This is a genomic window from Paraclostridium sp. AKS73 (assembly GCF_025671395.1).
GTDB lineage: Bacteria > Bacillota > Clostridia > Peptostreptococcales > Peptostreptococcaceae > Paraclostridium > Paraclostridium benzoelyticum.
In genome coordinates this window covers 21,029-46,700 of the sequence record NZ_JAIXHU010000019.1, presented here as the reverse complement: position 1 = coordinate 46,700, position 25,672 = coordinate 21,029, and the positions used below count along the sequence as shown (strand labels likewise).

Annotated in this window: 28 protein-coding genes and 3 pseudogenes; 5 read left to right on the top strand and 26 right to left on the bottom strand. The window is 26.9% G+C overall.

Annotated features, from left to right (window positions below):
* Window position 1 precedes the first annotated feature (1 nt).
* The 4 genes from LEQ07_RS11515 to LEQ07_RS11500 form a co-directional block, all read right to left on the bottom strand.
* Window positions 2–811 carry a two-component regulator propeller domain-containing protein gene (locus LEQ07_RS11515; protein WP_263330760.1) on the bottom strand — a complete coding sequence of 270 codons (810 nt, stop codon included), beginning with the start codon at window positions 809–811 and terminating at the stop codon, window positions 2–4.
* Complete coding sequence (locus LEQ07_RS11510) at window positions 793–987, bottom strand: hypothetical protein (protein WP_263330747.1); 195 nt, start codon at window positions 985–987, stop codon at window positions 793–795. The genes LEQ07_RS11515 and LEQ07_RS11510 overlap by 19 nt, the downstream gene beginning before the upstream one ends.
* Window positions 987–2,183: a ligand-binding sensor domain-containing protein gene (locus tag LEQ07_RS11505; RefSeq protein WP_263330746.1), complete on the bottom strand. Its 1,197-nt coding sequence runs from the start codon at window positions 2,181–2,183 to the stop codon at window positions 987–989. Before LEQ07_RS11505 ends, LEQ07_RS11510 begins: the two co-directional genes overlap by 1 nt.
* A 153-nt stretch (window positions 2,184–2,336) precedes the next feature.
* On the bottom strand, window positions 2,337–2,525 hold the full coding sequence (locus LEQ07_RS11500; RefSeq protein WP_046822376.1) for a ferredoxin: 189 nt from the start codon (window positions 2,523–2,525) through the stop codon (window positions 2,337–2,339).
* A 209-nt stretch (window positions 2,526–2,734) separates the two neighbouring features.
* On the opposite strand from LEQ07_RS11500, the gene LEQ07_RS11495 reads away from it, so the two are divergent.
* Window positions 2,735–3,445, top strand: coding sequence for an N-acetylmuramoyl-L-alanine amidase (locus LEQ07_RS11495; protein ID WP_263330745.1), 711 nt, complete (start codon window positions 2,735–2,737; stop codon window positions 3,443–3,445).
* A 31-nt stretch (window positions 3,446–3,476) separates the two neighbouring features.
* Here the strand turns inward: LEQ07_RS11495 and LEQ07_RS11490 are convergent, their stop codons facing one another.
* Together LEQ07_RS11490 and LEQ07_RS11485 are read right to left on the bottom strand one after the other, a co-directional pair.
* Window positions 3,477–3,884 (bottom strand): hypothetical protein, encoded by a 408-nt coding sequence (locus LEQ07_RS11490; RefSeq protein WP_046822935.1) that lies wholly within the window; start codon window positions 3,882–3,884, stop codon window positions 3,477–3,479.
* A gap of 113 nt (window positions 3,885–3,997) precedes the next feature.
* On the bottom strand, window positions 3,998–4,333 hold the full coding sequence (locus LEQ07_RS11485; protein WP_263330744.1) for a hypothetical protein: 336 nt from the start codon (window positions 4,331–4,333) through the stop codon (window positions 3,998–4,000).
* A gap of 156 nt (window positions 4,334–4,489) precedes the next feature.
* Between LEQ07_RS11485 and LEQ07_RS11480 the strand changes: the two genes are divergently transcribed.
* On the top strand, window positions 4,490–5,635 hold the full coding sequence (locus LEQ07_RS11480) for a DEAD/DEAH box helicase (RefSeq protein WP_046822933.1): 1,146 nt from the start codon (window positions 4,490–4,492) through the stop codon (window positions 5,633–5,635).
* A gap of 22 nt (window positions 5,636–5,657) precedes the next feature.
* Here the strand turns inward: LEQ07_RS11480 and LEQ07_RS11475 are convergent, their stop codons facing one another.
* The 4 genes from LEQ07_RS11475 to LEQ07_RS23065 form a co-directional block, all read right to left on the bottom strand.
* The gene (locus LEQ07_RS11475; protein WP_142730189.1) at window positions 5,658–6,935 is read right to left on the bottom strand and encodes a methionine gamma-lyase family protein; all 1,278 of its coding nucleotides are present in this window, start codon (window positions 6,933–6,935) and stop codon (window positions 5,658–5,660) included.
* 157 nt (window positions 6,936–7,092) lie between these two features.
* On the bottom strand, window positions 7,093–8,010 hold the full coding sequence (locus LEQ07_RS11470) for a hypothetical protein (protein WP_263330743.1): 918 nt from the start codon (window positions 8,008–8,010) through the stop codon (window positions 7,093–7,095).
* Between the two features lie 34 nt (window positions 8,011–8,044).
* Complete coding sequence (locus LEQ07_RS11465; protein ID WP_263330742.1) at window positions 8,045–8,683, bottom strand: nitroreductase family protein; 639 nt, start codon at window positions 8,681–8,683, stop codon at window positions 8,045–8,047.
* A gap of 181 nt (window positions 8,684–8,864) precedes the next feature.
* On the bottom strand, window positions 8,865–9,185 hold the full coding sequence (locus tag LEQ07_RS23065; RefSeq protein ID WP_442952424.1) for a single-stranded DNA-binding protein: 321 nt from the start codon (window positions 9,183–9,185) through the stop codon (window positions 8,865–8,867).
* 291 nt (window positions 9,186–9,476) lie between these two features.
* Here LEQ07_RS23065 and LEQ07_RS11460 point away from each other — a divergent pair, with 291 nt between their 5' ends.
* Entirely contained in the window at window positions 9,477–9,995 is a 519-nt protein-coding gene (locus LEQ07_RS11460) for a peptidylprolyl isomerase (protein ID WP_226896688.1), read from the top strand.
* Between the two features lie 30 nt (window positions 9,996–10,025).
* Here the strand turns inward: LEQ07_RS11460 and bioA are convergent, their stop codons facing one another.
* The 9 genes from bioA to LEQ07_RS11420 form a co-directional block, all read right to left on the bottom strand.
* A complete protein-coding gene (gene bioA / locus LEQ07_RS11455; RefSeq protein WP_263330741.1) occupies window positions 10,026–11,387 on the bottom strand; it encodes an adenosylmethionine--8-amino-7-oxononanoate transaminase in 1,362 nt (453 codons plus the stop codon).
* A 15-nt stretch (window positions 11,388–11,402) separates the two neighbouring features.
* Complete coding sequence (gene bioD / locus LEQ07_RS11450) at window positions 11,403–12,089, bottom strand: dethiobiotin synthase (RefSeq protein ID WP_046822926.1); 687 nt, start codon at window positions 12,087–12,089, stop codon at window positions 11,403–11,405.
* Window positions 12,090–12,102: 13 nt separating this feature from the next.
* Complete coding sequence (locus LEQ07_RS21490) at window positions 12,103–12,483, bottom strand: hypothetical protein (RefSeq protein WP_332843131.1); 381 nt, start codon at window positions 12,481–12,483, stop codon at window positions 12,103–12,105.
* Window positions 12,473–13,051, bottom strand: coding sequence for a radical SAM protein (locus tag LEQ07_RS21485; RefSeq protein WP_332843130.1), 579 nt, complete (start codon window positions 13,049–13,051; stop codon window positions 12,473–12,475). Before LEQ07_RS21485 ends, LEQ07_RS21490 begins: the two co-directional genes overlap by 11 nt.
* A 161-nt stretch (window positions 13,052–13,212) precedes the next feature.
* A complete protein-coding gene (locus LEQ07_RS11440; RefSeq protein ID WP_021429037.1) occupies window positions 13,213–13,344 on the bottom strand; it encodes a hypothetical protein in 132 nt (43 codons plus the stop codon).
* Between the two features lie 122 nt (window positions 13,345–13,466).
* Entirely contained in the window at window positions 13,467–14,036 is a 570-nt protein-coding gene (locus LEQ07_RS11435; protein WP_046822025.1) for a hypothetical protein, read from the bottom strand.
* Between the two features lie 15 nt (window positions 14,037–14,051).
* Window positions 14,052–14,789 (bottom strand): protein kinase family protein, encoded by a 738-nt coding sequence (locus LEQ07_RS11430; RefSeq protein ID WP_263330740.1) that lies wholly within the window; start codon window positions 14,787–14,789, stop codon window positions 14,052–14,054.
* Entirely contained in the window at window positions 14,786–15,001 is a 216-nt protein-coding gene (locus tag LEQ07_RS11425; RefSeq protein WP_263330739.1) for a hypothetical protein, read from the bottom strand. Before LEQ07_RS11425 ends, LEQ07_RS11430 begins: the two co-directional genes overlap by 4 nt.
* Before the next feature lie 161 nt (window positions 15,002–15,162).
* Window positions 15,163–15,660, bottom strand: a complete 498-nt coding sequence (locus LEQ07_RS11420; protein WP_046822027.1) for a PTS sugar transporter subunit IIA — start codon at window positions 15,658–15,660, stop codon at window positions 15,163–15,165.
* A gap of 389 nt (window positions 15,661–16,049) precedes the next feature.
* On the opposite strand from LEQ07_RS11420, the gene LEQ07_RS11415 reads away from it, so the two are divergent.
* Together LEQ07_RS11415 and LEQ07_RS11410 are read left to right on the top strand one after the other, a co-directional pair.
* Window positions 16,050–17,483 (top strand): alanine/glycine:cation symporter family protein, encoded by a 1,434-nt coding sequence (locus LEQ07_RS11415; protein ID WP_408633642.1) that lies wholly within the window; start codon window positions 16,050–16,052, stop codon window positions 17,481–17,483.
* Between the two features lie 83 nt (window positions 17,484–17,566).
* Window positions 17,567–18,745, top strand: a pseudogene (locus LEQ07_RS11410) (IS3 family transposase).
* 81 nt (window positions 18,746–18,826) lie between these two features.
* Here LEQ07_RS11410 and LEQ07_RS11405 read toward each other — a convergent pair.
* The 7 genes and pseudogenes from LEQ07_RS11405 to LEQ07_RS11375 all read right to left on the bottom strand — a co-directional run bounded on the left by LEQ07_RS11405 (window position 18,827) and on the right by LEQ07_RS11375 (window position 25,571).
* A pseudogene (locus tag LEQ07_RS11405) lies at window positions 18,827–20,805 on the bottom strand (fructose-1,6-bisphosphatase).
* A gap of 188 nt (window positions 20,806–20,993) precedes the next feature.
* Complete coding sequence (murJ, locus tag LEQ07_RS11400) at window positions 20,994–22,556, bottom strand: murein biosynthesis integral membrane protein MurJ (protein ID WP_046822242.1); 1,563 nt, start codon at window positions 22,554–22,556, stop codon at window positions 20,994–20,996.
* A 166-nt stretch (window positions 22,557–22,722) separates the two neighbouring features.
* The gene (locus LEQ07_RS11395; RefSeq protein WP_263330738.1) at window positions 22,723–23,058 is read right to left on the bottom strand and encodes a hypothetical protein; all 336 of its coding nucleotides are present in this window, start codon (window positions 23,056–23,058) and stop codon (window positions 22,723–22,725) included.
* Window positions 23,059–23,067: 9 nt separating this feature from the next.
* On the bottom strand, window positions 23,068–23,802 hold the full coding sequence (locus tag LEQ07_RS11390) for a hypothetical protein (protein ID WP_263330737.1): 735 nt from the start codon (window positions 23,800–23,802) through the stop codon (window positions 23,068–23,070).
* A gap of 50 nt (window positions 23,803–23,852) precedes the next feature.
* Window positions 23,853–24,074 (bottom strand): hypothetical protein, encoded by a 222-nt coding sequence (locus LEQ07_RS11385; protein WP_263330736.1) that lies wholly within the window; start codon window positions 24,072–24,074, stop codon window positions 23,853–23,855.
* Window positions 24,056–24,418, bottom strand: a complete 363-nt coding sequence (locus tag LEQ07_RS11380) for a hypothetical protein (RefSeq protein ID WP_263330735.1) — start codon at window positions 24,416–24,418, stop codon at window positions 24,056–24,058. The genes LEQ07_RS11385 and LEQ07_RS11380 overlap by 19 nt, the downstream gene beginning before the upstream one ends.
* Before the next feature lie 56 nt (window positions 24,419–24,474).
* Window positions 24,475–25,571: pseudogene (locus LEQ07_RS11375) on the bottom strand (Nif3-like dinuclear metal center hexameric protein).
* Window positions 25,572–25,672 lie beyond the last annotated feature (101 nt).

Sequence of the window (25,672 nt, the reverse complement as noted above, 5' to 3'; positions counted from 1 at the left end):
TTTATGCTCTAACTTGTAATAATACTGTGTTTTTTACATCTTTATACGAAGTTAAAAAAAAGTTTATACTTATATTATTCTCATAACTAGTAAATTTTTTCCCATTTATATCTTTGTAATTTTTCCCATTTATATTAAATTCATCAAATTCTACATGACCAACAAAGTTTGATTTTTTTATATCTTCAGGATAAAAAACATTTAATCCATTTATTCCCCCAAAGAAAAACTCTCCGTTTTTATTTTCATAAGATGCATTACTGTTGAACTCATTACTTTGCAATCCATCAGCGACTCCTAATGTCTGGAATTTATCACTTTTTATATCTAATTTAGCTATTCCTAAGTTAGTGCTAACCCATGGATTATTTTCTTTATCAAACAAAATTCCATACACAGTATTATTGGGTAATCCCTCTTTAGTTGTGTAAACTTTAAAAGTTTTATTTTTAGGATTGAATTTATTTAGCCCATATCTAGTTCCTATCCATACATTGCCATATGAATCTTCTTTTATATCTTTTATACTATTACTACTTATGCTGCTAGCTTTACTCTTATCAGCTTTATAAACTTCATATTCATGTGTATCTAAATTTAATCTTATGAGTCCGCCTTGTAAAAAAAGCCCTATATACAGGTACCCATTTTTATCCTCATATATAGAAGATACGTATGTATCATTTTTATTAATTTTTTCCAGTAAGTAAGTATAATCTTTGATAGTATTGTCACTTGTATTCAACATATTAATTCCGTCAATTGTTCCTATCCATAAATATCCACGTTTATCTAAAAATAATGATTTAATATTATTATTTGCAATATTATTTCTTTAAAATATTTTTCAACTTTTTTTGTTTTCTTATTTAATACGTTTAACCCATTGTCAGTTGCTATGTATATATAGTCATCTTTTCCAGTTATATCATTTATAGAGTAATCACTTAAAGTAAACTCATTGTGTTCTTTATCTATTCTTCTCACTATATTTTTTCTCTATCTATTATATTAATTCCCTTTGAGTTTGTTCCTACCCATAAAAGACCTTCATTATCTTCATATATACCTTGTATCAAATTGCTGTTTATAGAATTTTCATCTGATGGATTAGTTTTATAATGTTTGATTTCATTATCTGGATCAAACATACTTATTCCTGCATACGTCCCTAACCATATTAACCCACTTTTATCCTCAATTATACTAATTACGTCATTAGCTATAAGACTAGTTTTATCATATATTTCATTTGAATATGTAATAAAATTATTAGTCTTATAATTGTATTTAGCTAAGCCTTGGTTTGTGCAAATCCATAAATTCCCCCTGCTGTCCTTCATAATATCATTTATATGATTTCCTGGTAATGAATTTTTATTATCTGAATTATTGCTATATCTAGTAATTTCGTTGTTTGATACATTTATTTTTATTAACCCTGAATTACTTGTTCCTAGCCATATATTACCTTTCTCGTAATAAACTTTATTTATACTACTTTCACTTATAGAGTTGTTTCCTTTATTTTTATAAAAACCCATTCTATTTTTTAGACTTGTGTCATACTTATCTAATCCACTATCAGTTCCTATCCATATATTCCCAAATTCATCTTCTGTCAATGAATTTACAATTTGACTTGTTAACTGCTTTTCACTACTTAAAATTCTTTTAAACTTGTTATTTTCTTTATCATATAAATTTAATCCATTTGATGTTGCAACTATAATGCGATTATCTTTAGTTACTAGGACATCAAGTATATTATAATGTGATAAATTGCCATTTTTGTATCCATCTAAATAATTATTTATAGTTCCGTTCTTTAAGTTTATTTTACTTAATCCGTTTGCAGTTCCTACCCATATATTTCTATTATTATCTTCTGTAACATCTATTATAAAGTTGTTGCTTATGCTATTTTTATTCTTATCGTTATATGAATACACCTTAAAATCATATCCATTATATCTATTAAGCCCATCATTAGTACCTATCCACATATATCCATTTGTATCTTGATATAAAGTGTTTATAGACGATTGAGAAAGGCCATCCTCAATGGTTATATTTTTAAAACTCATGTCATTATATGCATATGCTAAATCTAGATTAATACCACAAAATATCATTATTAGAACAAATATATTAAATTTTTTTATTAAATTCATTTTTTTCATATAAGTCCTCCATTCAATCTGTTCCATTTTTTCGCATAGGCACCATTATACTATATTTCGATTTTTATAACTATATTTATACAATTATATGAACTTCTTTTAAAACTAAAAAAAGCTATCTCTTTTATAAGATAGCCTTTTTACAAAAAATTATTATTCTATTATTATAGCACTTACAGGACATCCATCTTGAGCCTCTACCGCACTATCTTCTAATTCACTTTTTAATTCTTCTTTTATAGCTATTGCTAATCCATCATTATCCATATCAAATACTTCTGGGCATATACCTGTACATGCTCCACATCCTATACATATATCTTTATCTACTAATGCTTTCATTTTAACGTCCTCCAATTTTTTAATATTAATTTGCTAGCATTTACTATTTACCCAAGTAATTTTTAATTTAAACATATATTCTGATTTTTTAAATTATAAAATTCTTCCTAATAAATAAAATATATATTTATTTAATCGAACCAAATTTAATCGTGTTTCATAATATATTTTAGTACATTATGTACAAATGTGCTTTCAAGGAGGTAATTATGAGCAAAAAAATTTTTATAGATCCAGGCCATGGTGGTATAGATAGTGGTGCTGTAGGTATTAATAATTTACTTGAAAAAAATATAAACTTATCAGTAGCAAAAAAAGTTGAATCATTATTGAAAAAACAAAATGTTGAGGTGAAGCTAAGCAGAACTGATGATTCTACACTTTCTTTAGATGGAAGAACTTCATCAGCTAATAATTGGGGTGCTGACTGCTACGTTTCAATACATTGTAATTCATTTAATAAAACAGCTAGCGGTATTGAAACTTTTAGCTATACTGATAAAACTAAAGATTTAGCTAATTGTATACATGAAGAAATACTAAAAACTAACGCTTTTACTAAAAATAGAGGCTTAAAAACTGCAAACTTTTATGTTTTAAGAAAAAGTAATATGAGATCTTGTTTAATTGAACTCGCTTTTATAGATAATGAGCTTGATGCCAAGTTGCTTAGAGAAGATCAAGATAAATTTGCACTTGCTATTGCTAAAGGAATATGTAAGTATGTAGGAGTAGAGTTTAAAATTGAAACTAATTCCCCAAATACAAAGCCAACTAATCCTCCAGTAGAAGATTCAAATGTTTTCTATAGAGTAGTTTGTGGTTCATTTAATAATAGAGTTTATGCAGAAGAAATGATTGAAAATCTAAAGGCTCATGGATACACAGATATTTTTATAGACATATTTAATAAAAAATAAAAATAAGGGTATCTACCATAGATACCCTTTCCTATTTTATAAATTCTATATCAATAGGCATTTTTATAACTATTTCTTTTTTATCATTCCAAGTTTTATAATCTTTTATAATATCGCCTTTTATTTCTCTATATACAGGCCTTACCTTTACATAACCTTCATTATATTTATTTTCGATATCTTTATTATTTATATTTATCCCTTTAAATATATTAGTTTTTATTTCATAATTTATAGCGTCTTGTTCGTCTTTGTTTAAGTTAACATTATAAATTGTCTCATAATTTAAATTTGTATTTAATTCTTCATAACTTCCTTTTATTATTTTATCATCTGTTTTTTGAAAGTATAAATCATAATAATTAAGTGCTTTTGCACTTCCTGTAAATAAATACACAATAGTTATAGCTAAAGCAAATATTTTTATTATTTTACGCACAATTTCACCTCTATAATTTCAATATTTAATGTTATTGTGCTTCTTTTCTTATTTAATTATTTATTTTTTTGATTATTTTAAAGTTATCATCTAATATTTTGATTACTATAAAGTCAGCAATTTTCTAAAATAATTAATATAAAAAATAGTTTTTGATTATTTATAAGCGTTAATATGTACAATATAGGTGTTGTTATTATAGTAAATATACCTAATTTAGTTAAACTTTCAGACTTCTTATCTTTATACGAAGTTAAAAGTTTATCAAACAATTCATCTATATCTATGTTTTTTGCAATTATTGCTAAGTTTATAATCCTATCTATTATAACTACTATCCAAAAAAATTTATTCGCATAATCATACATTAAAGTATAAGCAGGTATATATAAAACCTCTCTCCATAAAATTAATCTCAATAAAATTTCCTCAACTTTGTTGCTCATCATATTATGCTCCTTTTTGATTTTCATAGTTTATATTATATTACAACTATATATACTAATTCAAATTTATTTACCTTTAATTAATACTTTGAATTATGTTTAAATTAGTGTTATACTATAAATCTAATTTAAACATAATATATAAAAAAGGAGTAAAAAATGAATAAACCTCAAGATATTAATTTAGATTCTAATCTAGTTAAAGCCTTACAAATTCAAGGTATAAACAATTTAAATAAAATTCAATCCCTAGTTTATGATGATATAAAAAATCATACAGATTTAATAATTCAATCAGAAACTGGAAGTGGAAAAACACTAGCTTATTTACTTCCTCTATTTGAAAAAATAGATACTTCAAAGAGAGAAACTCAAGTTATAGTTTTAGCTCCAACACATGAGTTAGTTATGCAAATAATAGACCAAGTTAAGTTACTTGCTAAAAATTCAACTATCGAAGTAACTACACTTCCTCTAATAGGAGAAGTTAATATTCAAAAACAAATTAAAAATATAAAAAGCACAAAACCTCATATAGTGGTTGGTACTTCAGGTAGAATTCTTGATTTAGTAAAACAAAAGAAATTAAAAGTTCATAATGTAAAAACAATCGTTTTAGATGAAGTAGACAGTCTTCTTTCATCTAAAAATGTAAATACAGTTAAAGATATAATAAAATGCACACTTAGAGATAGACAATTATTAGCATTTTCTGCTAGTGCAAATGATAAGTGCATAAAAATCTTAAGTGAAATAATGAAAGAACCTAAGATAATAAAAACTGAACCTAAAGTAACTGCTAATAAAAATATAAATCATATGTATTTATCTTGTGATAAAAGAGATAAATTCAAATATCTTAGAAAGTCTTTAGCTGCTCTTAATCCAAAAAAATCTATAGTATTTGTAAATAACGAAGAAAGCATAGAGATAATAAACGATAAGCTAAACTTCCATAACAGAAATTCTGTATGTATATACGGTAGCATGAGTAAAGAAGATAGAAAAAATGCTTTATACAAATTCAGAACAGGAAAAGCTAAAGTGTTAGTTTCTTCTGATTTATCAGCTAGAGGACTTGATATTAAAGATGTAACACATGTCTTTAACTTAGATTTCCCTGTTAGTAACAATGAATATATACATAGAAGTGGTAGAACTGGTAGAGGAAACAATACAGGTGATACAGTTTCTATAGTTACTAACAACGAATTAGCTGCTATACGTATTTTATCAAAAGAATTTAACCTAAATATAGCACATAAAGATTTATATGAAGGAAAATTAATAGACTATAAAAAATAAACCCTCATTTCTGAGGGTTTTTTTATTTATTCTTTTTCATGTATTGATATGCTTTTAAAGTTCCCATTTTTGAGTGATCAAATGTTAATCCACCTTGGAAATAAACATTATATGGAGGCTTTATAGGTGCATCTGCACTTAATTCTATAGATGAACCTTGAATAAATGCTCCTGCAGCCATTATAACTTCACTATCATACCCTGGCATTGCCCACGGCTCTGGTTTAACAAATGAATCAACCGGAGCTGCTGCTTGAACACCTTGACAGAAAGCTACAACCTCATCTGCACTATTTAATCTTACACATTGGATTATATCACTTCTTAGGTCATCATACTTTGGTAGGACATCATAACCTAATTTTTCAAACATTCTAGAACAGAATATAGCCCCCATTAAAGCTTGTGAAACTACATATGGAGCCATAAAGAATCCTTGTAAAACAGTTCTACTCGTACCAAATGTAAGTCCACACTCTTTTCCTATACCAGGAGATGTAAGTCTATATGATATAAGTTCTACTAATTCTTTTTTACCAACTATATATCCTCCAGTTAAAGCAAGTCCTCCACCTGGATTTTTTATAAGTGATCCTGCCATTATATCTGCACCTACATCTGTAGGTTCTTTAGTCTCTATAAATTCACCATAGCAATTATCTACCATTACTATAACTTCTGGTTTAACACTTTTTACAGTTTCTATAACTTCTTTTATATCTTCTATAGTTAAAGATTTTCTCCATGAATATCCTTTTGATCTTTGAATCATAACAAGTTTTGTTTTATCATTAATCTTTTCTTTTATTCCATCAAGGTCAACCTCTCCATTTTCTAAAAAGTCTACTTGATTATATGTAACTCCAAATTCCTTTAAAGATCCTTTTTCTTCTCTAATACCTATTACACCCTCTAGTGTATCATATGGTTTCCCAGTTACAGATAATATTTCATCTCCTGGTCTTACTATACCTTGTACACAAAGTGTTAATGCATGAGTTCCATTAACTATAATAGGTCTTACTATAGCATCTTCTGTATTGAAAACTTTTGAATATATTTCTTCAATTTTTTCACGACCTATATCGTTATATCCGTATCCAGTCGTCCAGTTAAAGTGATTGTCACTTAAATTAGACTCTTGCATAGCTCTTAAAACTTTATACTGATTATATTCTCTTGTTTCTTTTATTTCTTCAAATCTACCTTTAATATCTTCCATAACTTCATTTGATAAGTTAAATATTTCATCGTCTAACCCATAGAAGTTTTTTAATAATTCTTTCGTTTCATTAAGCATTTTATCACCTGTCTTTATTAAGATTAAATTAACATCTGAATTTTATCATATATACTATATTATCGCAAGTTTACCAATTTTTACTTATTAGCACTTACTTTGTTTATTTTAAAATCTAATAAGTCCATTGCGTAAAATAAGACCTATATAATAGGCCTTATTTTACAAACTTATTTACAAAGTTTATCATCATCACTTTAAATATACCACTGTAATCAACTACTTGAGCTATTTTTTGATTATTAGCTGCCTCATCGTTAAAGTTTGCTATCTTAAAACAAAGCTCACCGTTAGTTTTTTCTATTATATATCCAAAGTCTCTAACTTGAGAAATTTCTAAATCTCCCATATCACAATCTAATTCTGTTATAGTTTCTCCATTTGCACATAATATACCTTGAGAATACGAACTTGAATCTACTCCAAAAATAACATATAAACTATTATTTTCTAATGTATTTAATATATCTTCTTTATTAAGATTCTCTTTATTTAATGTTTGTTTTTCCTCTTTTACAAAAAGTCTATCTGTAAGTGAGCTTTTTCTCATTATAGATGGTATATATTCTTTATCTATAGTATCATCCAAAGACTCCCTTGTTGTTTTTATAAAATTCTCTATATCAAAGTTACTTTCATTTATTTTTAAAATATTTAAATTCTCTATGTTTTCTTTCGGTATATACTTTACTGCATTTTGAAATACCTCATATATATCACAAATCTCATAACCTTTTTTTATATAGTTTAGCTTTATTTCATATTCCTTATCAAAGTCATTTAATAAATTATTTAATTCATCTTTAGTTTCACTATCTTTTATGCTACTTACAAAAGGAATAATTTTATTTGGCTTCATTAAAAATGTTTCAAGTGGTTTTATAGTTTCATTTGCCTCAATTATATCAGATTCTTCAAATGCTCTTTCTATACCATCCTCTAAAAAAGCTACTTCAACTTCCATTTCATACTCATCTTTAGGTATGGTATTTTCTCCAACTGGGTACATTACTATTAATTTGCTTTTATCGTATACATATCCAAATGAATATGATATATCTAAACTATTGCTCATACTTATCGCTCCTAATCTTTTGTCTATATTTATTTTAATCTATAAAAGAAAGTACTTCTTCTATAGGCTTTCTACTTGGTCTTGGATGTTTTTTATCAATTGGTACCCCTAGTGGAGTCATACATACCAATTCAAACCCTTCTTTTTCAAACCCAATACAACTTTTTATTTCTTCTCTAGCAAAGTTCGGTCCAGCCATCCAACATGTTCCATAACCTAATGCACTAGCTGCCAATAATATATTTTCCATAGCAGCACCTATATTTTGTATTCCAGGATCTGAAAATAAAGCTTTTTTCTTTTCTTCTTTACTTGCACCTACTAAGTCTAGTACATTATATTCACCATTTGGATAATCACTTCCATAAACTAATATTAGTATAGGTGCATTTTTAAATACAGTATAATATGGTAACATTTTTCTAAATGAATCTCTAGCTTCTTTATCATGAATGCCTTCTGATAAATCAGCCCCCTTTTTTTCAACAATGTTAGCAATTTCTCTTACTTTATCTTTATCTGTTACTACTACAAAGTGCCAATTCTGAAGATTTTTTCCAGAAGGTGCATAAGTACCTGCTTTAATAATCTCAATAATATCTTCTCTTGGAACTTTATCTTCCTTATAACTTCTTATGCTAACTCTGTCATAAATAAAATCTAACCTTTTCATTATACCATCTCCCTTTATTTATTTAAATTAGTTTATTTTTAATATAATTATATAACTTATATCATTTATATGATTAAATACTTATTATTTTTTTAAAAATTTTTTTCACAGCTCAAAAGACTACTTGATTTGTTATATGAAATTTTTATAATTTCAATAACAAATCAAGTAGTCTTTTTATCTAAAATGGAAGCATAGCTTCATCCATATTAACTTTTTCACCTTCAAATATGTCAATTCCATTTATTTGTTTTTTGTTATGTTCTAATAAAGTAACATTATAAGTAGTAATTTTAGTGCTATATCTTCTATTTTCCTCCTTATCTAAATATTCGTCTATTCTAAGTTCTCCTTTTACAGATACTAAATTTCCTTTTTTAATTTTATTTGCACATATGTCTGCAGCTTCTTTCCAAGCTTCGATTCTTATAAAATCGTTTTTGCCCTTTACTTTCTTTTTTAATTTTCTATCAACAGCTAATGTAAAATTTGTTACAAGTATATTTTTTCTCCTACATATTTTACCTCTGGATCTTTAGTTAATCTTCCAACTAATATAACACTATTCATTTTATTTTCCTCCTATCACTTCAATCGATTTATATTTCAATTATAACCAAACATTTGTTCTTTATGCATTTATTGTTATTTATTTCAAACCAACTATATCTTGTATGATATAATCTAAACTATAAATAATTTGGAAGGTGATTTAATGAGTACTGATAGTAATTTTTTCTCTAAAATGTTTAGATGTTTTAGTGGATCTAAAAAAGAATTTAAAAATGAAGTAATGGAAGCTCCAAGTGAACTTCCTATAGCCTATATTGATGTAGAAAATATAGGCGTTATAGAAGCTGAACTTTATCCTCATATTGCTCCAAATACAGTAAATAATTTTATTCATTTGGCAAACAATAACTTTTATGATAATTTAACTTTTCATAGAATTGTAAAAAACTTTGTTATTCAAGGAGGATGCCCTGAGGGATCAGGTATGGGTGGCCCAGGTTATTCAATAGAAGGAGAATTTAATAAAAACAATTTTAGGAATGATTTAAAACATACAGAGGGTGTTTTATCTATGGCTAGAAGTCAATCTAAAAACAGCGGAGGTAGCCAATTTTTTATAATTACTAAATCTGCTCCTCATCTTAATGGAAAATATGCTGGTTTTGGTAAAGTAATAAATGGAATGGATTTAGTTTATAAAATAGAAGATTTAGGAAGTAAGGGTACATTATTTGTTATTAAATCTATAAAAATAGATACTAAAGGTGAAACTTACAATGAACCTATAAAACATAAATAAAAAGCTGCAAAAGCAGCTTTTTTAATTATATTATAAAACTTCAACTTTTAGACTTTCTAAAACTTCATCCATAGTCTCTTTACAAACTCTTACTATCTTTTTCATATCAGATTTGCTTATAACATATGGAGGGTTAAAATAAATTACATTTCCTAGCGGTCTTAATAGTACACCTTTTTTAAGTGCTTTTTTATATATCTTATATCCTACTCTAAGATCTGAATCAAATCCAAGTTTAAGATTTTTATCTTCAACTAATTCAATTGCATTTATAAGACCTATAGAACGTATTTCCCCAACATGTTTATGTTCTTTAAAACTTTCATTTAAAAGATTTGTAAAATATTTTGATTTTTCTTCATTCTTACATAATATTTTTTCATCCTCAAATATATTTAAAACTTCATTTGCTATACTGCATCCTATAGGATTTCCTGAATATGTGTGGCTATGCATAAATGCTTTATATGTATTGTAATCATCATAAAACGCATCATATATATTATCCTTTGTAAGAACTAAAGCCATAGGAACATATCCTGCTGTTAAGCCTTTTGATAAACACATAAAATCAGGAGTTATATCTGCATGTTCGCACGCAAACATTTTCCCTGTTCGCCCAAATCCAACAGCTATTTCATCTGCGATTAAGTGTATATCATACTTATGACATAACTGTCTTAATTTTTTTAAATATATAGGTGAATAAATCTTCATCCCTGCCGCACCTTGTAGTATAGGCTCTATTATTATTGATGCAATTTCTTCATGACTTTCTTTTACATAGTCTTCCATACTTTCAAAACATTCAGCATCACAAGTTTTTCTTTCTTTATTATATTTACATCTGTAACAATCTGGTCCATCTACTCTTTTAGTGTCTAGCATAATAGGATTGTATACTTTGCTATATAAGTCTAAATCTCCAACGGAAAGAGCCCCTATAGTTTCTCCATGATATGCATCTGTTATAGCTACAAACTTTTGTTTTTTTGTATTTCCAACTTGAGCATGGTATTGAAAACTCATTTTCAAGGCGCATTCAACTGATGCTGATCCATTATCTGTAAAAAATACTTTATTCAGACCATTTGGCGCTAGGTTTATTATTCTTTCACAAAGTTCTATTGCTGGCTTATGTGTAAAATTCGCAAATATTACATGTTCCAATTTATTTATTTGATTATTTATAGCATTATTTATCCTTTTATTTGAGTGTCCAAATAAATTACACCACCAAGAGCTTATAGCGTCTATATATTCGTTCCCATTTATATCATATAAGTATATTCCTTCACCCTCTTCTATAACTATTGGCTTAAAAGTTTCATAGTCTTTCATCTGAGAACATGGATGCCATATGTATTTTAAATCTTTCTCTACTAAATTCATTTCAATCCCCCAATATTATTCTAATATTTTATCTAAATCAATATTAATATCATCACTTTCATTTTGGTACTTAGGAATAAAGGCAACTATATTGACATTAGTAAGTTTTTCTATAACTTTCGCATTATCAGCATGAACTATATTGTTTTTATCATACTCATTTAATATAATTCCTCTTATCTTTATATTTTTTTCTTCAAGGTACTTAACTGTTAATACAGTATGATTTATCGTACCTACAGATGATCTTGCAACAACTAATACCTCAAAGCCTAGTAATTTTATTATATCTTCTAATAATATACATTCATTATCATCAATTTTTATGGGGCAAACTATACCTCCACTTCCTTCTGCTAATATAAACTCATACTTATTTGATAAATTCTCAAAATCATATTTTATTTTTTCTAGTTTAATTTCTTTATCTTCAATAACTGATGCTAAGTGTGGTGAAACTGCTTTTTTAAAAGTGTAGGATACCATTTCATCATAATTGGAATCAATACCTGAAATATCACATACATACTTTGCATCTCCAGGAATTAATTTATTGTCTATTTCATCTGCGCCACTTAAAGCAGCTTTAAAATATGTAGCATTTATATTACTTTTTAATAATCTTTTCATTATCATAGCGCTTATATAAGTTTTTCCAACATCTGTGTCTGTACCTGTAATAAATATACCTTTACTATTCATCAAATCCTCCCCCTTATAATTTAAACCCTAAAGACTTAATCATTTCGATATCATTTGAAATTGTATTTCCACATGTAGTTAGTAAATCTCCTGTTATAGTTGCATTTGCACCACCTTCAAATGCAATACGTCCAAAGTCTGTTAATAAATTTCTTCCTCCTGCTAACCTTATGTAGCTTTTAGGATTTATAAATCTAAAAATAGCTAATGATTTTAAAAACTCATCTTCTGTTATAGGATTTTCTATATTTATGCTTGTTCCTTCAATATAATTTAAAACATTTAATGGAATTGATTTTATATTTAAATGTCTTAACTCAAAAGCCATCTCTATCCTATCTAGTTCACTTTCTCCAAGTCCAAAAATTCCTCCACTACATACTTCAAGCCCCACTCTTTGTGCATCCTTTATAGTGTTTATTTTTCATCATATGTATGAGTTGTACAAATTTTTCAAAATATCGTCTCGAAGTCTCTAGATTATTATGGTATCTTTTTACTCCTGATTTTTTTAGTTTACTCAAAGCATTCTGATCTAATAACCCATGTGATGCACATGTTTCAATACCAACATCATCAACTATACACTTATATACTTCACAAATTTTATCAATTTCTTTTTCACTTAAATTTTTACCTGATGTAACAATTGAATATCTTTTAACTCCTTTTTTCTTGTGATATATTGCATCATTTTTTAAATTATCTTTACTTAATAAAGGATATATTTCTATATTAGTTTCATGATTAGATGATTGTGAACAAAACTTGCAATCTTCACTGCATTTTCCGCTTTTGCCATTAACTATAGAGCAAATGTCAAATTCATTTTTTAAATAAAAATTTCTAATTTCATTTGCACATTTAAGCAAATCTTTAGTTTTATATTTCAAAAGTTCTATAGCTTCTTCTTTGCTTATTTCGTATCCATTTTTTATATCTTTACAAATTTTGTGTATCATTTTGAAATCTCCTTGAAATACTCAATTTTACTTAAATTGTAATTCTTAATTCATTTTTGGTCAACTATTTTATATTATTAAGTTAACATTTCATCTATAAGTTTATTTTAAAAACATAAAAAAAGCCGCAAAAGCGGCTTATATGTATATGCAATTTATTATTATTCTTTTTTAAAATATTCATACCATATATTAACTATTTCTGAAGTTTTTAAGCATTCTAATTTTTTTCTATTTATTGGATGTCTTCTAATATTTACAGAATGTAAATCTCTTATTAATTGGCTTTTCATAAATTTTCCCCCTTTGTTATAATATAAATCTATATTAAAATATATTGTCCATATGTAAAAAATACCTAAAATTTATATTAAATAAAAATCCACTTATAATAAAGTGGAGCCCAAAATTTATATTATGCACCCTTAACAATATCAGCTATAAATCTATCAAAATTTCTTCTTTGGCTATGCTGATTTCCAGGGTAAATTTCATTCGAAGCTACAGTACTATTTAAAACCTGTGGAGTTAAATAATACATTTCATAATATGAACCCTTTTCATATAAATATCTTAATATTTTCCCAGTTTCAAGTAAAGCTTCATAATGCTTTCCATTAGAGAATCCTCTTATTCTTGATTTTGGTACATAGTCATCTTGAAAAAATAGAGACTTAGCTAGCCAACCTTCTTTGCCAATTCCTCTTCTTGTCGATGCTGTTAAAGCCGAATTAATAAAATCTGTAAATTCTGTAAATGGGCCAGTATGAGTTTTTATGCCTACTATAGGATACCATAAACCTTTCATTTTACCATTATTTGTTCCTGATGATCTATAAAAAGGTAATGTTACTCTTTCTGTTTCCCCATCATATTGTATATCTACATCTATTAATCCAATCATTCTAAAGGGTTCAATATTATAAATGTTAGCCCTAAAACTTTTATTGTGTATTTTTACTATCTCTATTGAACTAATTGACATATAAACCACCTTAAATTAATTAGTGTTTCTTAATTTTAAATTTTCTAAGTCTCTCCTTATTTCTTCAATACTTTTATATGGTTCTTTAATTGACATAAGTTTTTTAAGAAAAATAGATTCATCTTTGGTAAGATCCAGTTCATCGTACCATGGTCTCTCTACATAATCTACTGGTTCATAGGTTGTGTAATACAAGTGAATTAGAAAGTCTCCTAAAAACCAATAATCAACCTCTTTTTTATATCTTTTTGAATCCATATATCTAGCTAATCCAAAATCAATTAATGCAAGGTTTCCATCTTGTTTTAATATAACATTTGGTAATCTAATATCTCGATGAACTATTTTATTTTCATGAAGTATTTCAATTATATCTAAAAGTTGTCCTCCTACTTTGTAAATATCTTCTCTATTAAAAATACAACTATCTCTTACCAAAATATCTTCAAATACAGGCCCTTTTATATACTCTAGTATATATCCTTCCCTATCTTCATCCTTAAATTTGCATATAAACTTAGGAAATGCTGGGTTATTTATTTTTTTTAGTATTTCTTCTTCATAAAAAAGTTTTGACCTGCTTTTTTCAATCATTTCATTTTTAAGTTGTTTAATTACGCATTTTTCAAAATCTTGATTTTCACCCAAATAAACAATCCCATATCGCCCTTGTCCTATTAAATTTGTTATCGTATATCCATTAACTACTTCATTTTTTTTATAGTGTTGGTCCATATCAGCTTTAAATTTCAATTATCTTGAATAACTATATGATTTACTATATGAGTTGCTATATGAATTACTATTTGAGTTACTATATGAGTTGCTGTATGAATTACTATTTGAGTTACTATACGAACTATATGAGTTGCTATTTGAGTTACTGTATGAGTTACTATATGAACTGTATGAGTTACTATTTGAATTGCTATTTGAATTACCTTTTTTGTAATATCTGCTACCATTATCAGAGTTTGATCTTAAAAAGTCCATAAATTACACCTCTATAATATATATTATCTAAATTTTTTAGTATTTAGATAATATATATTATGATAATTGTCGGTTTAATGTGACATATTTCACATTAAAAAAGAACCTTTTCATAGGTTCTTTATTTTCAATACTATTTTGCTATTTCAACTCTATTAGCTTCTCCAATTTTAACAGGTCCTTCTACAACTTTAATAGATTCATTTGAATCTAAGTTCGTAAATATAACTGGACTTATTGATGACTTGGCATTAGCCTCTATAAATGGTAAATCCATCTTAACTAATTTATCTCCAGCTTTAACTTCATCTCCTACATTTACAAACACTTCGAAACCTTCACCTTTTAAGTTAACAGTATCTATACCTAAGTGTATAAGAACTTCTTTACCTTCTGTAGATTCTAATATCACAGCATGTTTAGTTTCAAATACTACTCCTACCTTACCATCTACAGGTGATACTATTATTCCATCTTCTGACTTCATTGCAAATCCATCACCCATCATCTTAGTTGAAAAAACCTCGTCTGGTACTTTAGTTATATCTAATAGTTCTCCATTTATAGGTGATACTATCCCTTTAACTTGTTCTTCATTTTTTGATTTTTTAAATATATCAAATAAGCCCATTTTCTACACTCCTTAGCATTAAATTACGTTTTCACAAACAATAAAATTAAATTCAATTTAATTACATATTATTATTATATAATTATTTTTTGTAGAATCAAGTTATTTTGTTTATATTAGGATAACTTTTTCTCAATTTATTTGCAATTATATATATATATATTCATTATTTGTTAAGTAAAATACCAAAACCCCTTCTTTATTTCAATTAAATTTTATAGGTTTTTGCAATTTTATTTATCGCACATTCATTTATTTTTTACTCTAGATAACGTTTCTCTTTATTTTCCAAGTATTTTTCTTATTGATTTATTTTTAATTTCATTATATAATCTTTAAAAATGCATAATTTAATTCAAGAAATTTCTTTTTCAAGAATTCAATAAATTATTTTTATATTAGGAGGGATTTATTTGAGTATTTTAAATGATATAGTTTTATCATTAAATGACTTTTTATGGTCTTATGTTTTAATTGCTTTACTATTAGTTTTAGGAGTTTATTTTACTTTAAAAAGTAATTTTGTACAATTTAGATACTTTAAAGAAATGATTAAACTTTTAGGTGCATCTAGTACTAATAAGAAAAAAGGACAAGTATCTTCTTTTCAAGCCTTTTGTATAAGTACAGCATCAAGAGTTGGTACTGGTAATATAGCAGGTATTGCTATAGCTATTACTTTAGGTGGCCCTGGATCTGTATTTTGGATGTGGCTTGTAGCTTTAATAGGCGCAGCTTCTAGTTTTGTTGAGTCTACTCTTGCACAAATATATAAAGTCAAAGATAGAGATGGTTTTAGAGGTGGTCCTGCATATTATATAGAAAAAGGACTCAACAACAAGTTTATGAGTGTTGTTTTCTCTATACTTATAACAGTGAGTTTCGGATTTGTATTTAATGCAATACAGTCAAATACTGTTGCTCAAGCTTTCCAATCAGCTTTTGGTATTGATAAAGCTATTATCGGTATACTACTTGCGATTTTAACAACAGTTGTAATATTCGGTGGAGTTCATAGAGTTGCAAAGATTTCAGAAGTTATAGTTCCTATATTTGCAGTTGCATATATATTGGTAGCAATAGTTGTTATTTTATTAAATATACAAAAGATACCTGAAATATTTACACTTATAATGGAAAATGCATTTGGATTTAAAGCTATAGCAGGTGGTGGTTTAGGTGCTACTATGCTTATGGGTATAAAAAGAGGTTTATTCTCTAATGAAGCTGGTATGGGTAGTGCCCCTAATGCAGCAGCTACTGCAACCACTTCACACCCGGTTAGCCAAGGTCTAATACAAGCACTTGGTGTTTTCACTGATACTATAGTTATATGTAGCTGTACTGCTTTTATAATATTAACTTGTGGTGATTATGCAACATCTAATTTATCAGGTATACAATTAACTCAATATGCACTATCTTCACAAATAGGATCTATAGGAAATTATTTTATAGCAGTTTGTATATTCTTATTCGCATTTAGTTCAATAGTTGGTAATTACTACTATGGACAATCTAATATAGAATTTATAAGTGGTAGTAAAGGTTTATTATCTACTTATAGAATAGCTGTTGTAGGTATGGTTATATTTGGATCTTTAACTGCAGTAGATATAGTTTGGAACTTAGGAGACTTATTTATGGCATTTATGGCCATTATAAACCTATTTGCAATAGCTAAACTTAGCAAATTCGCATTTTTAGCACTTAAAGATTATACTAATCAAAAAAAATCTGGTATAAAAGAGCCTATATTTAAAGCTTCATCGATAGATGGATTAGTAGGTTGTGAATGTTGGAAAGCCGAAGATAATAAATAGTAAAAGAATATTAAAAAGTGGATATCATACTGTACTGCGCCCCAATTGTTGGACTAAAAATCTAATGATTGGGGTGTTTTTATATGACTAAATACGATTTTAGTTTTAAACTAAAAGTTGTTAAATCTTATTTAAATGGAGAAGGCGGATTTCTTTCACTATCAAAAAAATATGGAATTCATAATAATAGCCAAATTCAAAAACGGGTAAATGCCTATAACATATTAGGTGAAGATGGGCTAAAAAGAAAAAAGTTAACAAGAGAACAAGAGTTAGAATATGAAAATACACTGTTAAAAGCGGAGCTTGCATTTTTAAAAAAGCTGCGTGCTTCAGGAATGAATGTTCCCGAAAGGTTAAAAACCGATACGAATCAAAAGTAATTTATGATCTTCGCAAGGAGTTTAAACTATCCACTCTTCTTGAAGCTACTAAATTTCCTAAATCAACATATATGTATTGGCAAAAGAGATTTGATAGTGAAAATCCAGATGAAAATATTGAAGAAAAGATTAAATTAGTTTTTCAAGAACATAATGGAATATATGGCTATCGCCGAATTACAGCTACATTAAAAGATATGGGCATAGTTATTAATCAAAAGAAAGTTAGACGTATTATGAAAAAATCAGACCTTAAATGCATTGCATTTTCTCATAAATCACGTAAATATAATTCATATAAAGGTACAATTGGAAAATAGAAAATAATAAAATAAATAGAAGATTTAAAACATCAATTCCTCATCAGAAAATAACAACAGATACATCGGAATTTAAAATATATACTACAGATGAAATGGTAAATTAATTATAAAAAAGGCTTATCTTGATCCATTTTTAGATATGTTTAATAGAGAAATTTTATCATTCAGTATATCAAATAAACCTAATTTTAAGGCTATCAATGATGCATTAAATAAATCTATCGATGTTACAAAAGATTGCCCTTATAGAAGAACTTTTCACTCGGATCAAGGTTGGGCATATCAAATGAATTTGTATAGAAAAACACTTAAGAATAATAAAATATTCTAAAGTATGTCTAGAAAAGGTACGTGTCTTGATAATTCTCCTATGGAAAATTTCTTTGGAGTAATGAAACAGGAAATGTACTATGGAAAAATATATAAAAGTTTTAATGAATTAGAGATAGCTATAACAGATTATATTTACTACTATAATAACAATAGAATTAAAGAAAAATTAAATTGGCGTAGCCCTGTTAAATATAGAATTGACTATGAATCTAAAATTGTATAAAACAAAAAATACAGGAATGAATTTTCATTCCTGTATAAAGTCCAACTTTTGGGTCTCAGTACAATACTGATATCCACTTTTTTAAGCTTCTTTTACTATACCTTTTCTATAAGCCAACAGTAATAATTTTAAATCATTTATACGCTCAACTATTTCTTTTCCTACATCTGTATCTCTTATATATTTTCCTTTTTTATTTCTTTCAACAATAGATGTAATTGATAATATATCACTTTCTTCAAATATAACTTGCTCTGTATTAGTAAAATGTTGATGTGATACAAGTTGTAAGCTATATGAGTTATATATCAAAGTGTAGCCAGCTATACCAGTTTTTTGTTGATAAGCTCGTGAGAACCCACCATCAATAGCTATTAATTTACCATTGGCTTTAATAGGACTTTCTCCTTTTTTACTCTCAACAGGAACATGTCCATTTATAATATGTGAATCTTCACTATCAAGGCCAAACTCTCTAAATATCATATTACACATATTTTCAGTATCTCTTAGTTTAAAGTATGAGTTTTTATTTTCCCTATGTGTCTCTTTTTCAGATATAAAGTATCTTTCAAAGGTAGCCATATCGTCCTTTCCAAACAACGGAGAAGCCTCACCAGTCCATAAGTACCACATTATATCCATACCATACTCTTTCTGCTTATTTCCTTCTCTGTAGAAGTATCCTTCTCTAGCTAATGAATCAAACTTATCCATTAACTCTTTACCTCCATAATCATTCCCCTCTATTGTAAATGTTTTAAACGAACCATCTTCTTTTAAAGGAATACATCCATGGAATAATAAATTGGAGTTACATTTTAAATATATACTTCCTTTAGAGAATAAAAAAGAGGTATGTTTTTGAAGTTTTTCACTATTTACAAAAGATGACTTTAACTTCTCGATAACAACTTCTTCTTCTTTAGTTAATTTATAAGGATTTTTAGGGTCTACTGTAGGAAAGTTATTATCTTTTATTTTATAACTTTTCCCTTTTATATTTATAGTTCCGTTTTCATAGTTGATTTTATCTAATAAACATCTATGTCCCATTTTAAATTCTGGTCTTCTCTTTACAACCTCGTTTTCTAATTTAAACTGTATAATAGATATAGCTTTGTGCATCTTAGCTATTAATGATATTTCACTTGTATTATATTCACCTTCTGATATTTTAGGTAAAAAGCATTCACAAGGATCATCTTTATATACATTTAAAGCAAATGTAGCTAAAGGCAATATATTTATCCCATATATATCTTCAATTATGTCTAAGTTAGCATATCTAGCTGAAATTCTAAGAGCATTAGCTATACAAACTTTTTGACCTGCCGCAGCTCCCATCCATAAGATATCATGATTTCCCCATTGAATATCAACACTATGATAATCCATCAAAGTATCAATTATAGCATCAGGTCTAGGTCCTCTATCATATATATCACCTATTATATGTAATCTATCTACAACTAATCTTTGTATCAACTTAGATATTGCTATTATAAATTCTTTAGATCTATCTATATCAATTATCGTATTTATAATTTGTTGATAATACTTTTTCTTATGATCTATATTACAATCTGTATTTAGTAATTCTTCTATTATATATGCGAAATCTTTAGGAAGATACTTTCTTACCTTATCTTTAGTGTATTTAGTTGATGCATATCTACATAGTTCAACTATTCTATGAAGCGTAACTCTATACCAGTCATTTATGTTTTTTCTTCTTTTAATACTATCTCCAGTTTTTGTTCTGGATAATATACTAGTGTAGCCAATGCCTTTTTTTCGCTCTCCATAAGGGAATCTCCAAAAAGTTCTTCTATTTTTCTCTTAACTACTCCCGATCCATTTCTTAACACATGCACGAAAGGCTCACTTTCTCCATGAATATCTGATAAAAAGTGTTCAGTTCCCTTAGGCAAATTCAAAATCGATTCTAAATTAATTATTTCTGTTGAAGCTTGAGAAATCGTAGGATATTGTTTAGAAAGCAGATTTAAATATCTTATATTTTCTCTGCATACTTTTTCTGATATTTCTAAACTCATTTTATTCCCCCCTATATTTTATATTACATACTAATTATACCATAAGTACTATTTTAACATATAATACTAATAGTTTTTGCTTTTTTAATTAATGAAATATGTAATTATGTCATCATATATATACTAAATCAGTTATATAAAATTTAACTTAAGTAATCCAAATGTTAAAAAGGTAAGATGAAATCATCTTACCTTTTTAACATTTGAACATATTTTATTTTCACTTGACTTACTATATCTCTAACTTCTTTTATATTGAACATCAAACTTAATATCAAATATACTATAGCCCCTACAGAACTACTTACAACTAGTCCTATTAGTACTAATTTTTTAGTTTCATGTGTATAATTTCCACCTAAAAACATAATTAATGTGTATAGTTCTTTACATATAATACCCATTATTATAGAGGCTACAATAGACTTTAATCCTGTGATTAAGCTACTTTTAATTCCTAATTTACCTACTTTTCGTCTTAAAGATATTATAAGAAGTAAAGCCCCTACTGTGGTTGCAATAGAAGTAGATAAAGCTAGGCCTCCTATTCCCATAACTCTTACTAATAATATAGAGAAAACTATATCAACAGCAACTGCTACCATAGCATTTTTCACAGGTGTCTTTGTGTCCTGTAAAGAATAAAATCCTCTAGAAACTATATCTCTTATTCCAAAGGAAACCATACCCAAAGAATAGCAAAGTAGTGCAGTAGATGTAAGTTGAGTATCTCTACTAGTAAATGATCCACCTTCAAATAATAGCTGAACTATAGGTTTTGAAAATATAATCATCCCTACCATAATAGGAATCATAACTATCATTACTATATCTATACATCTTCCTAAACTACTTTTAAAAGCTTTCATATTTTTTTGACTTGCAAATTTAGAAAGTACAGGGTACATTATTGTAGATATAGATATAACCAGTACACCTACAGCAAATATATTTAACTTATTTGCATAATTTAATGCTGTTATACTACCTGTATCTAAGAAAGATGCTAAGGTTCTGTTTATAACACTATTTATTTGATCTACATACGAGCCTAAAAAAACAGGTAAAATTAAGTAAATTATATTTTTAACATTTTCATCTTTAACATCAACTATTAGGCTATGCTTATATCCACATTTTTTTAAAAATGGTATTTGAAAAATAAGCTGTGCTATATATGCAAATAAAGTTATCCATACCATTATATATGAATTGGTCATACCTCCAACTATGATGGCTAGTATGCATATTACATTAAAAGGTATTGATAATACTCCCGATATATAAAATCTTCCATTTGCTAGTAAATAAGAGGATACCAATCCATTTGCCGCTATAAATACAATAGATGGCATTAATATTTTTGAATACTCTACTGTTATTCTTAGTTCCTCTCCTTTAAATCCCATAGCAAATAATTTTACTATATATGGAGTAAATACACTTCCTAAAAATACAGTTGCTAAACCCAAAATTACAACTATATTTAAAACATTACTTGTAAACTTATTTACACCTTCTTGCCCTTGTTCTTCTTTTATTTTAAAAAACATAGGTATATAAGTAGTTCCTAATGATGAACTTATTCCTGTGAATAACACAACAGGTATGTTAAGAGCTGTTATATAAGCATCTGTTATAATACTCGCGCCAAAATTTTTAGCTAATATTATATCTCTGAAAAATCCTGTAACCTTAGATATTAGCGTTATAATCATCAAAATAACTGCTGATTTTTTAGTTTTTGACATATGTAAATTTCCTTCTTCCTTTTTCTTAACTATATAATAGAGGATACACTCACCCCTATTAATTATATGTTTTTACTAACTTTACTCCCACAGCATACACAAAAATTTGCATTCTCACTTATTTTACTTGAGCAAAATTCACAAGTTTCAAATTCAATTTCCTCTTTTATTTTTTACCGCATTGACTACAAAACTTACTTTCGTCATTTAAAATATTTCCGCACTCACACTTAGTGGTATTTTTTAATTGAATTTTTTCAAGTTTTAAATTAGATTCATATATAATTTTATCAATCTCAATCATATTATCAAATAAACTAATAAGTTCTTCATGAATTATATTTTCTTTTCTAATCATTTCATAAAGCTTCATGCCTGCATCAACAAAAATTTTAGTTTTATCTTTTTTAGCTTTTTCTATCTCTATATTTAATTTATTTTTTTCCTTTATACTTTCTAGTGATAATTTCTGGTTATTTATATTAAATCTTATACTATTCATATCTTTCTCCTATTCCTTATTCAACTTATATCCAATGTTTACCAATATATAACTATATATAAACGATATAATCAGACCAACAATAGCACTTGACCCTATATATGAATACATGTCATAATTTTGTGATTCTAACAAAGACAAACTTCCACTAGTGTCTATCTTACTTAAAAATATAGAACTCGCTATAACCACAGAATATACCAGGCTAAAATATTTTATATATTTTTTATTATTGACTCTATTTTTTATATCGTACCCAGATACAACTAATATAACTATATTTAAAAGCATAATTGCATATATCAATAATACCATACTATTATTTAAGTATAAATTTATATCTCCCATATTAAATATAGATATAATAGAATTTCCTAATCCTACTGGAATTAAGTTAATAAAATGTAATATATATAAAGCAAGTTGGGGATATGCTATTAACCCGCTTAATCCACGCCCACTTAAAAATATTTTATTGAAAAACATTCCTAAAACCATTAATGATAGAATTAGGAAATATGTAAACCCTATCGTCTTTAAAACCCTATTAAAAATGTTAATTTCTATTTTTTTATCTTTAGTTTTAAAATATAAAGCTACGTATGCAGGAAGAAAAGATATTGCTATACCGTTTAAAACACTTCTAAAAAAGCTATATTTAACAACTATGGACATCGTGTAATACTCTCCCATAGATAAGTTAATAAACTGCTTACCTAGTATAGATATAATACCTAAAGTCAATCCATAAATAAAGCTTAATACAAAAGCTTCTTTAATAATGTTTTTCCCATTTAAAAATTCTTTTTTATAAAAAACAAACTTGAAACTAAAATCGTTATAAATGGTATTATTAAAACAATTACAAAACTCATGCTTATCCCCATATTCCCCAGTCCTATAACAGATGAGGAGACGATCTTTAAAGGAACTAAATTTAATCCTAACATAATACTAGATACATTTAAAAATTTATTCACTTCTAATCCTGCAAAGTTTATGAAAACTTTATCCATATAGATATTATAAATAGTATACAAATTGAAAATAATGGAGCTAAAATCCTTCTTTTAATTTCAAAGTTGTTTGTCCACATTTTTAATTTTTCTTTTTTATGTAAATCTCCATCTAATAAATTATATATATTTAAATGTTTTTCACTTTCACTTGATAATATTAATTCATTCCCACATTCTTCACAATATAAACTTAAGTTATTATAAACTTTACCACATTCACTGCATACTTTTTCATAATTTAGATTAATTGAATCAATTTCCATATTAGATAAATCATATCCATCTGTTTCACAATAATTTCTATGATTTGAAAAAGTTAAGTCATTATTCTTATTATTCATACTTTTCCTCCATATTTTAAATAGCCTTAAGACTATCTTAAGGCTATTAATCATAGCTATATTATATCAAAAGGATTTAAATTTATATCACTTTTTATAACATCTATATCAAATTCATTTTTTATATAATCAAACATTATATCTGAAAATACTTTTTCAGTATCAAAATGACCACAGTCAATCACTTTCATTCCCATATCAAGTGTATCTTGAGCATCATGATATTTCATATCTCCAGTTATTAAAACATCACAACCTGATTTATACGCCTTTTTTACCATATCAGCACCTGATCCTGTAACTATAGCAACTTTAGATACAACGCTATCTAATTCTCCAACTACTCTTAAGTGTTTTATATCTAATTTTTCTTTAAGTATCATTCCTAAATCTTTAAATGTCATTTTAGACTTAAGTTTTCCGTATCTTCCAAGTCCTATGACTTCACCTTTATTTTCTAACTTATACAAATCATATGCAACTTCCTCATATGGATGCGATTTAATCATGGCACTTATAACTTTATCTAATATTTTTTGAGGGACTATCGTTTCCACCTTAACTTCATGAACACTTTCTAGTGCATTAGTCTCTCCAATATAAGGGTTAGCTCCATCACAAGGCTTAAATCTTCCTTCACCTTCAGTAGTAAATGAGCAATCTTTATAGTTTCCTAAGTGTCCAGCCCCAGAATTTCCTAAAGCTATTCTTACATCATCTATATGTGTCTTTGGTACATAAACTGCTAGTTTATATAGATTTTCGCTGCTAGTTTTATCTAAAATTTTCACATTTTCAAGTTCTAACATTTCTACAAAATAATCATTCAATCCATCAAAAGCTATATCAAAATTAGTATGCATAGAATATATTGATATATTACTTTTTATTAATTTATGTATTAATTTCCCTTTTAAATCTAAAGTAGTAACCTTTTTCAATTTTGAAAAATAAAAGGATGATGAGTTATTATCAAGTCTATATCTTTATTTATAGCTTCATCTACAACTTTTTCATTAGCTTCTAAACAAACCATTATTTTTTTAACTTCACGTTCAGAGTCTCCTACTATAAGTCCCACATTATCCCAATCATACGCTAAATTAAGAGGATATTTTTGTTCTATTTTTTTTATAAAACTTTTAAGTTTCATTTATAACATCTCCTTAAGCTTTTCTATAACTTCAATAGTCTTATTTCTCTTATTTTCTATAGCTTCTCCACTTTTACCTTCCAATTTTTTTATTATATTTT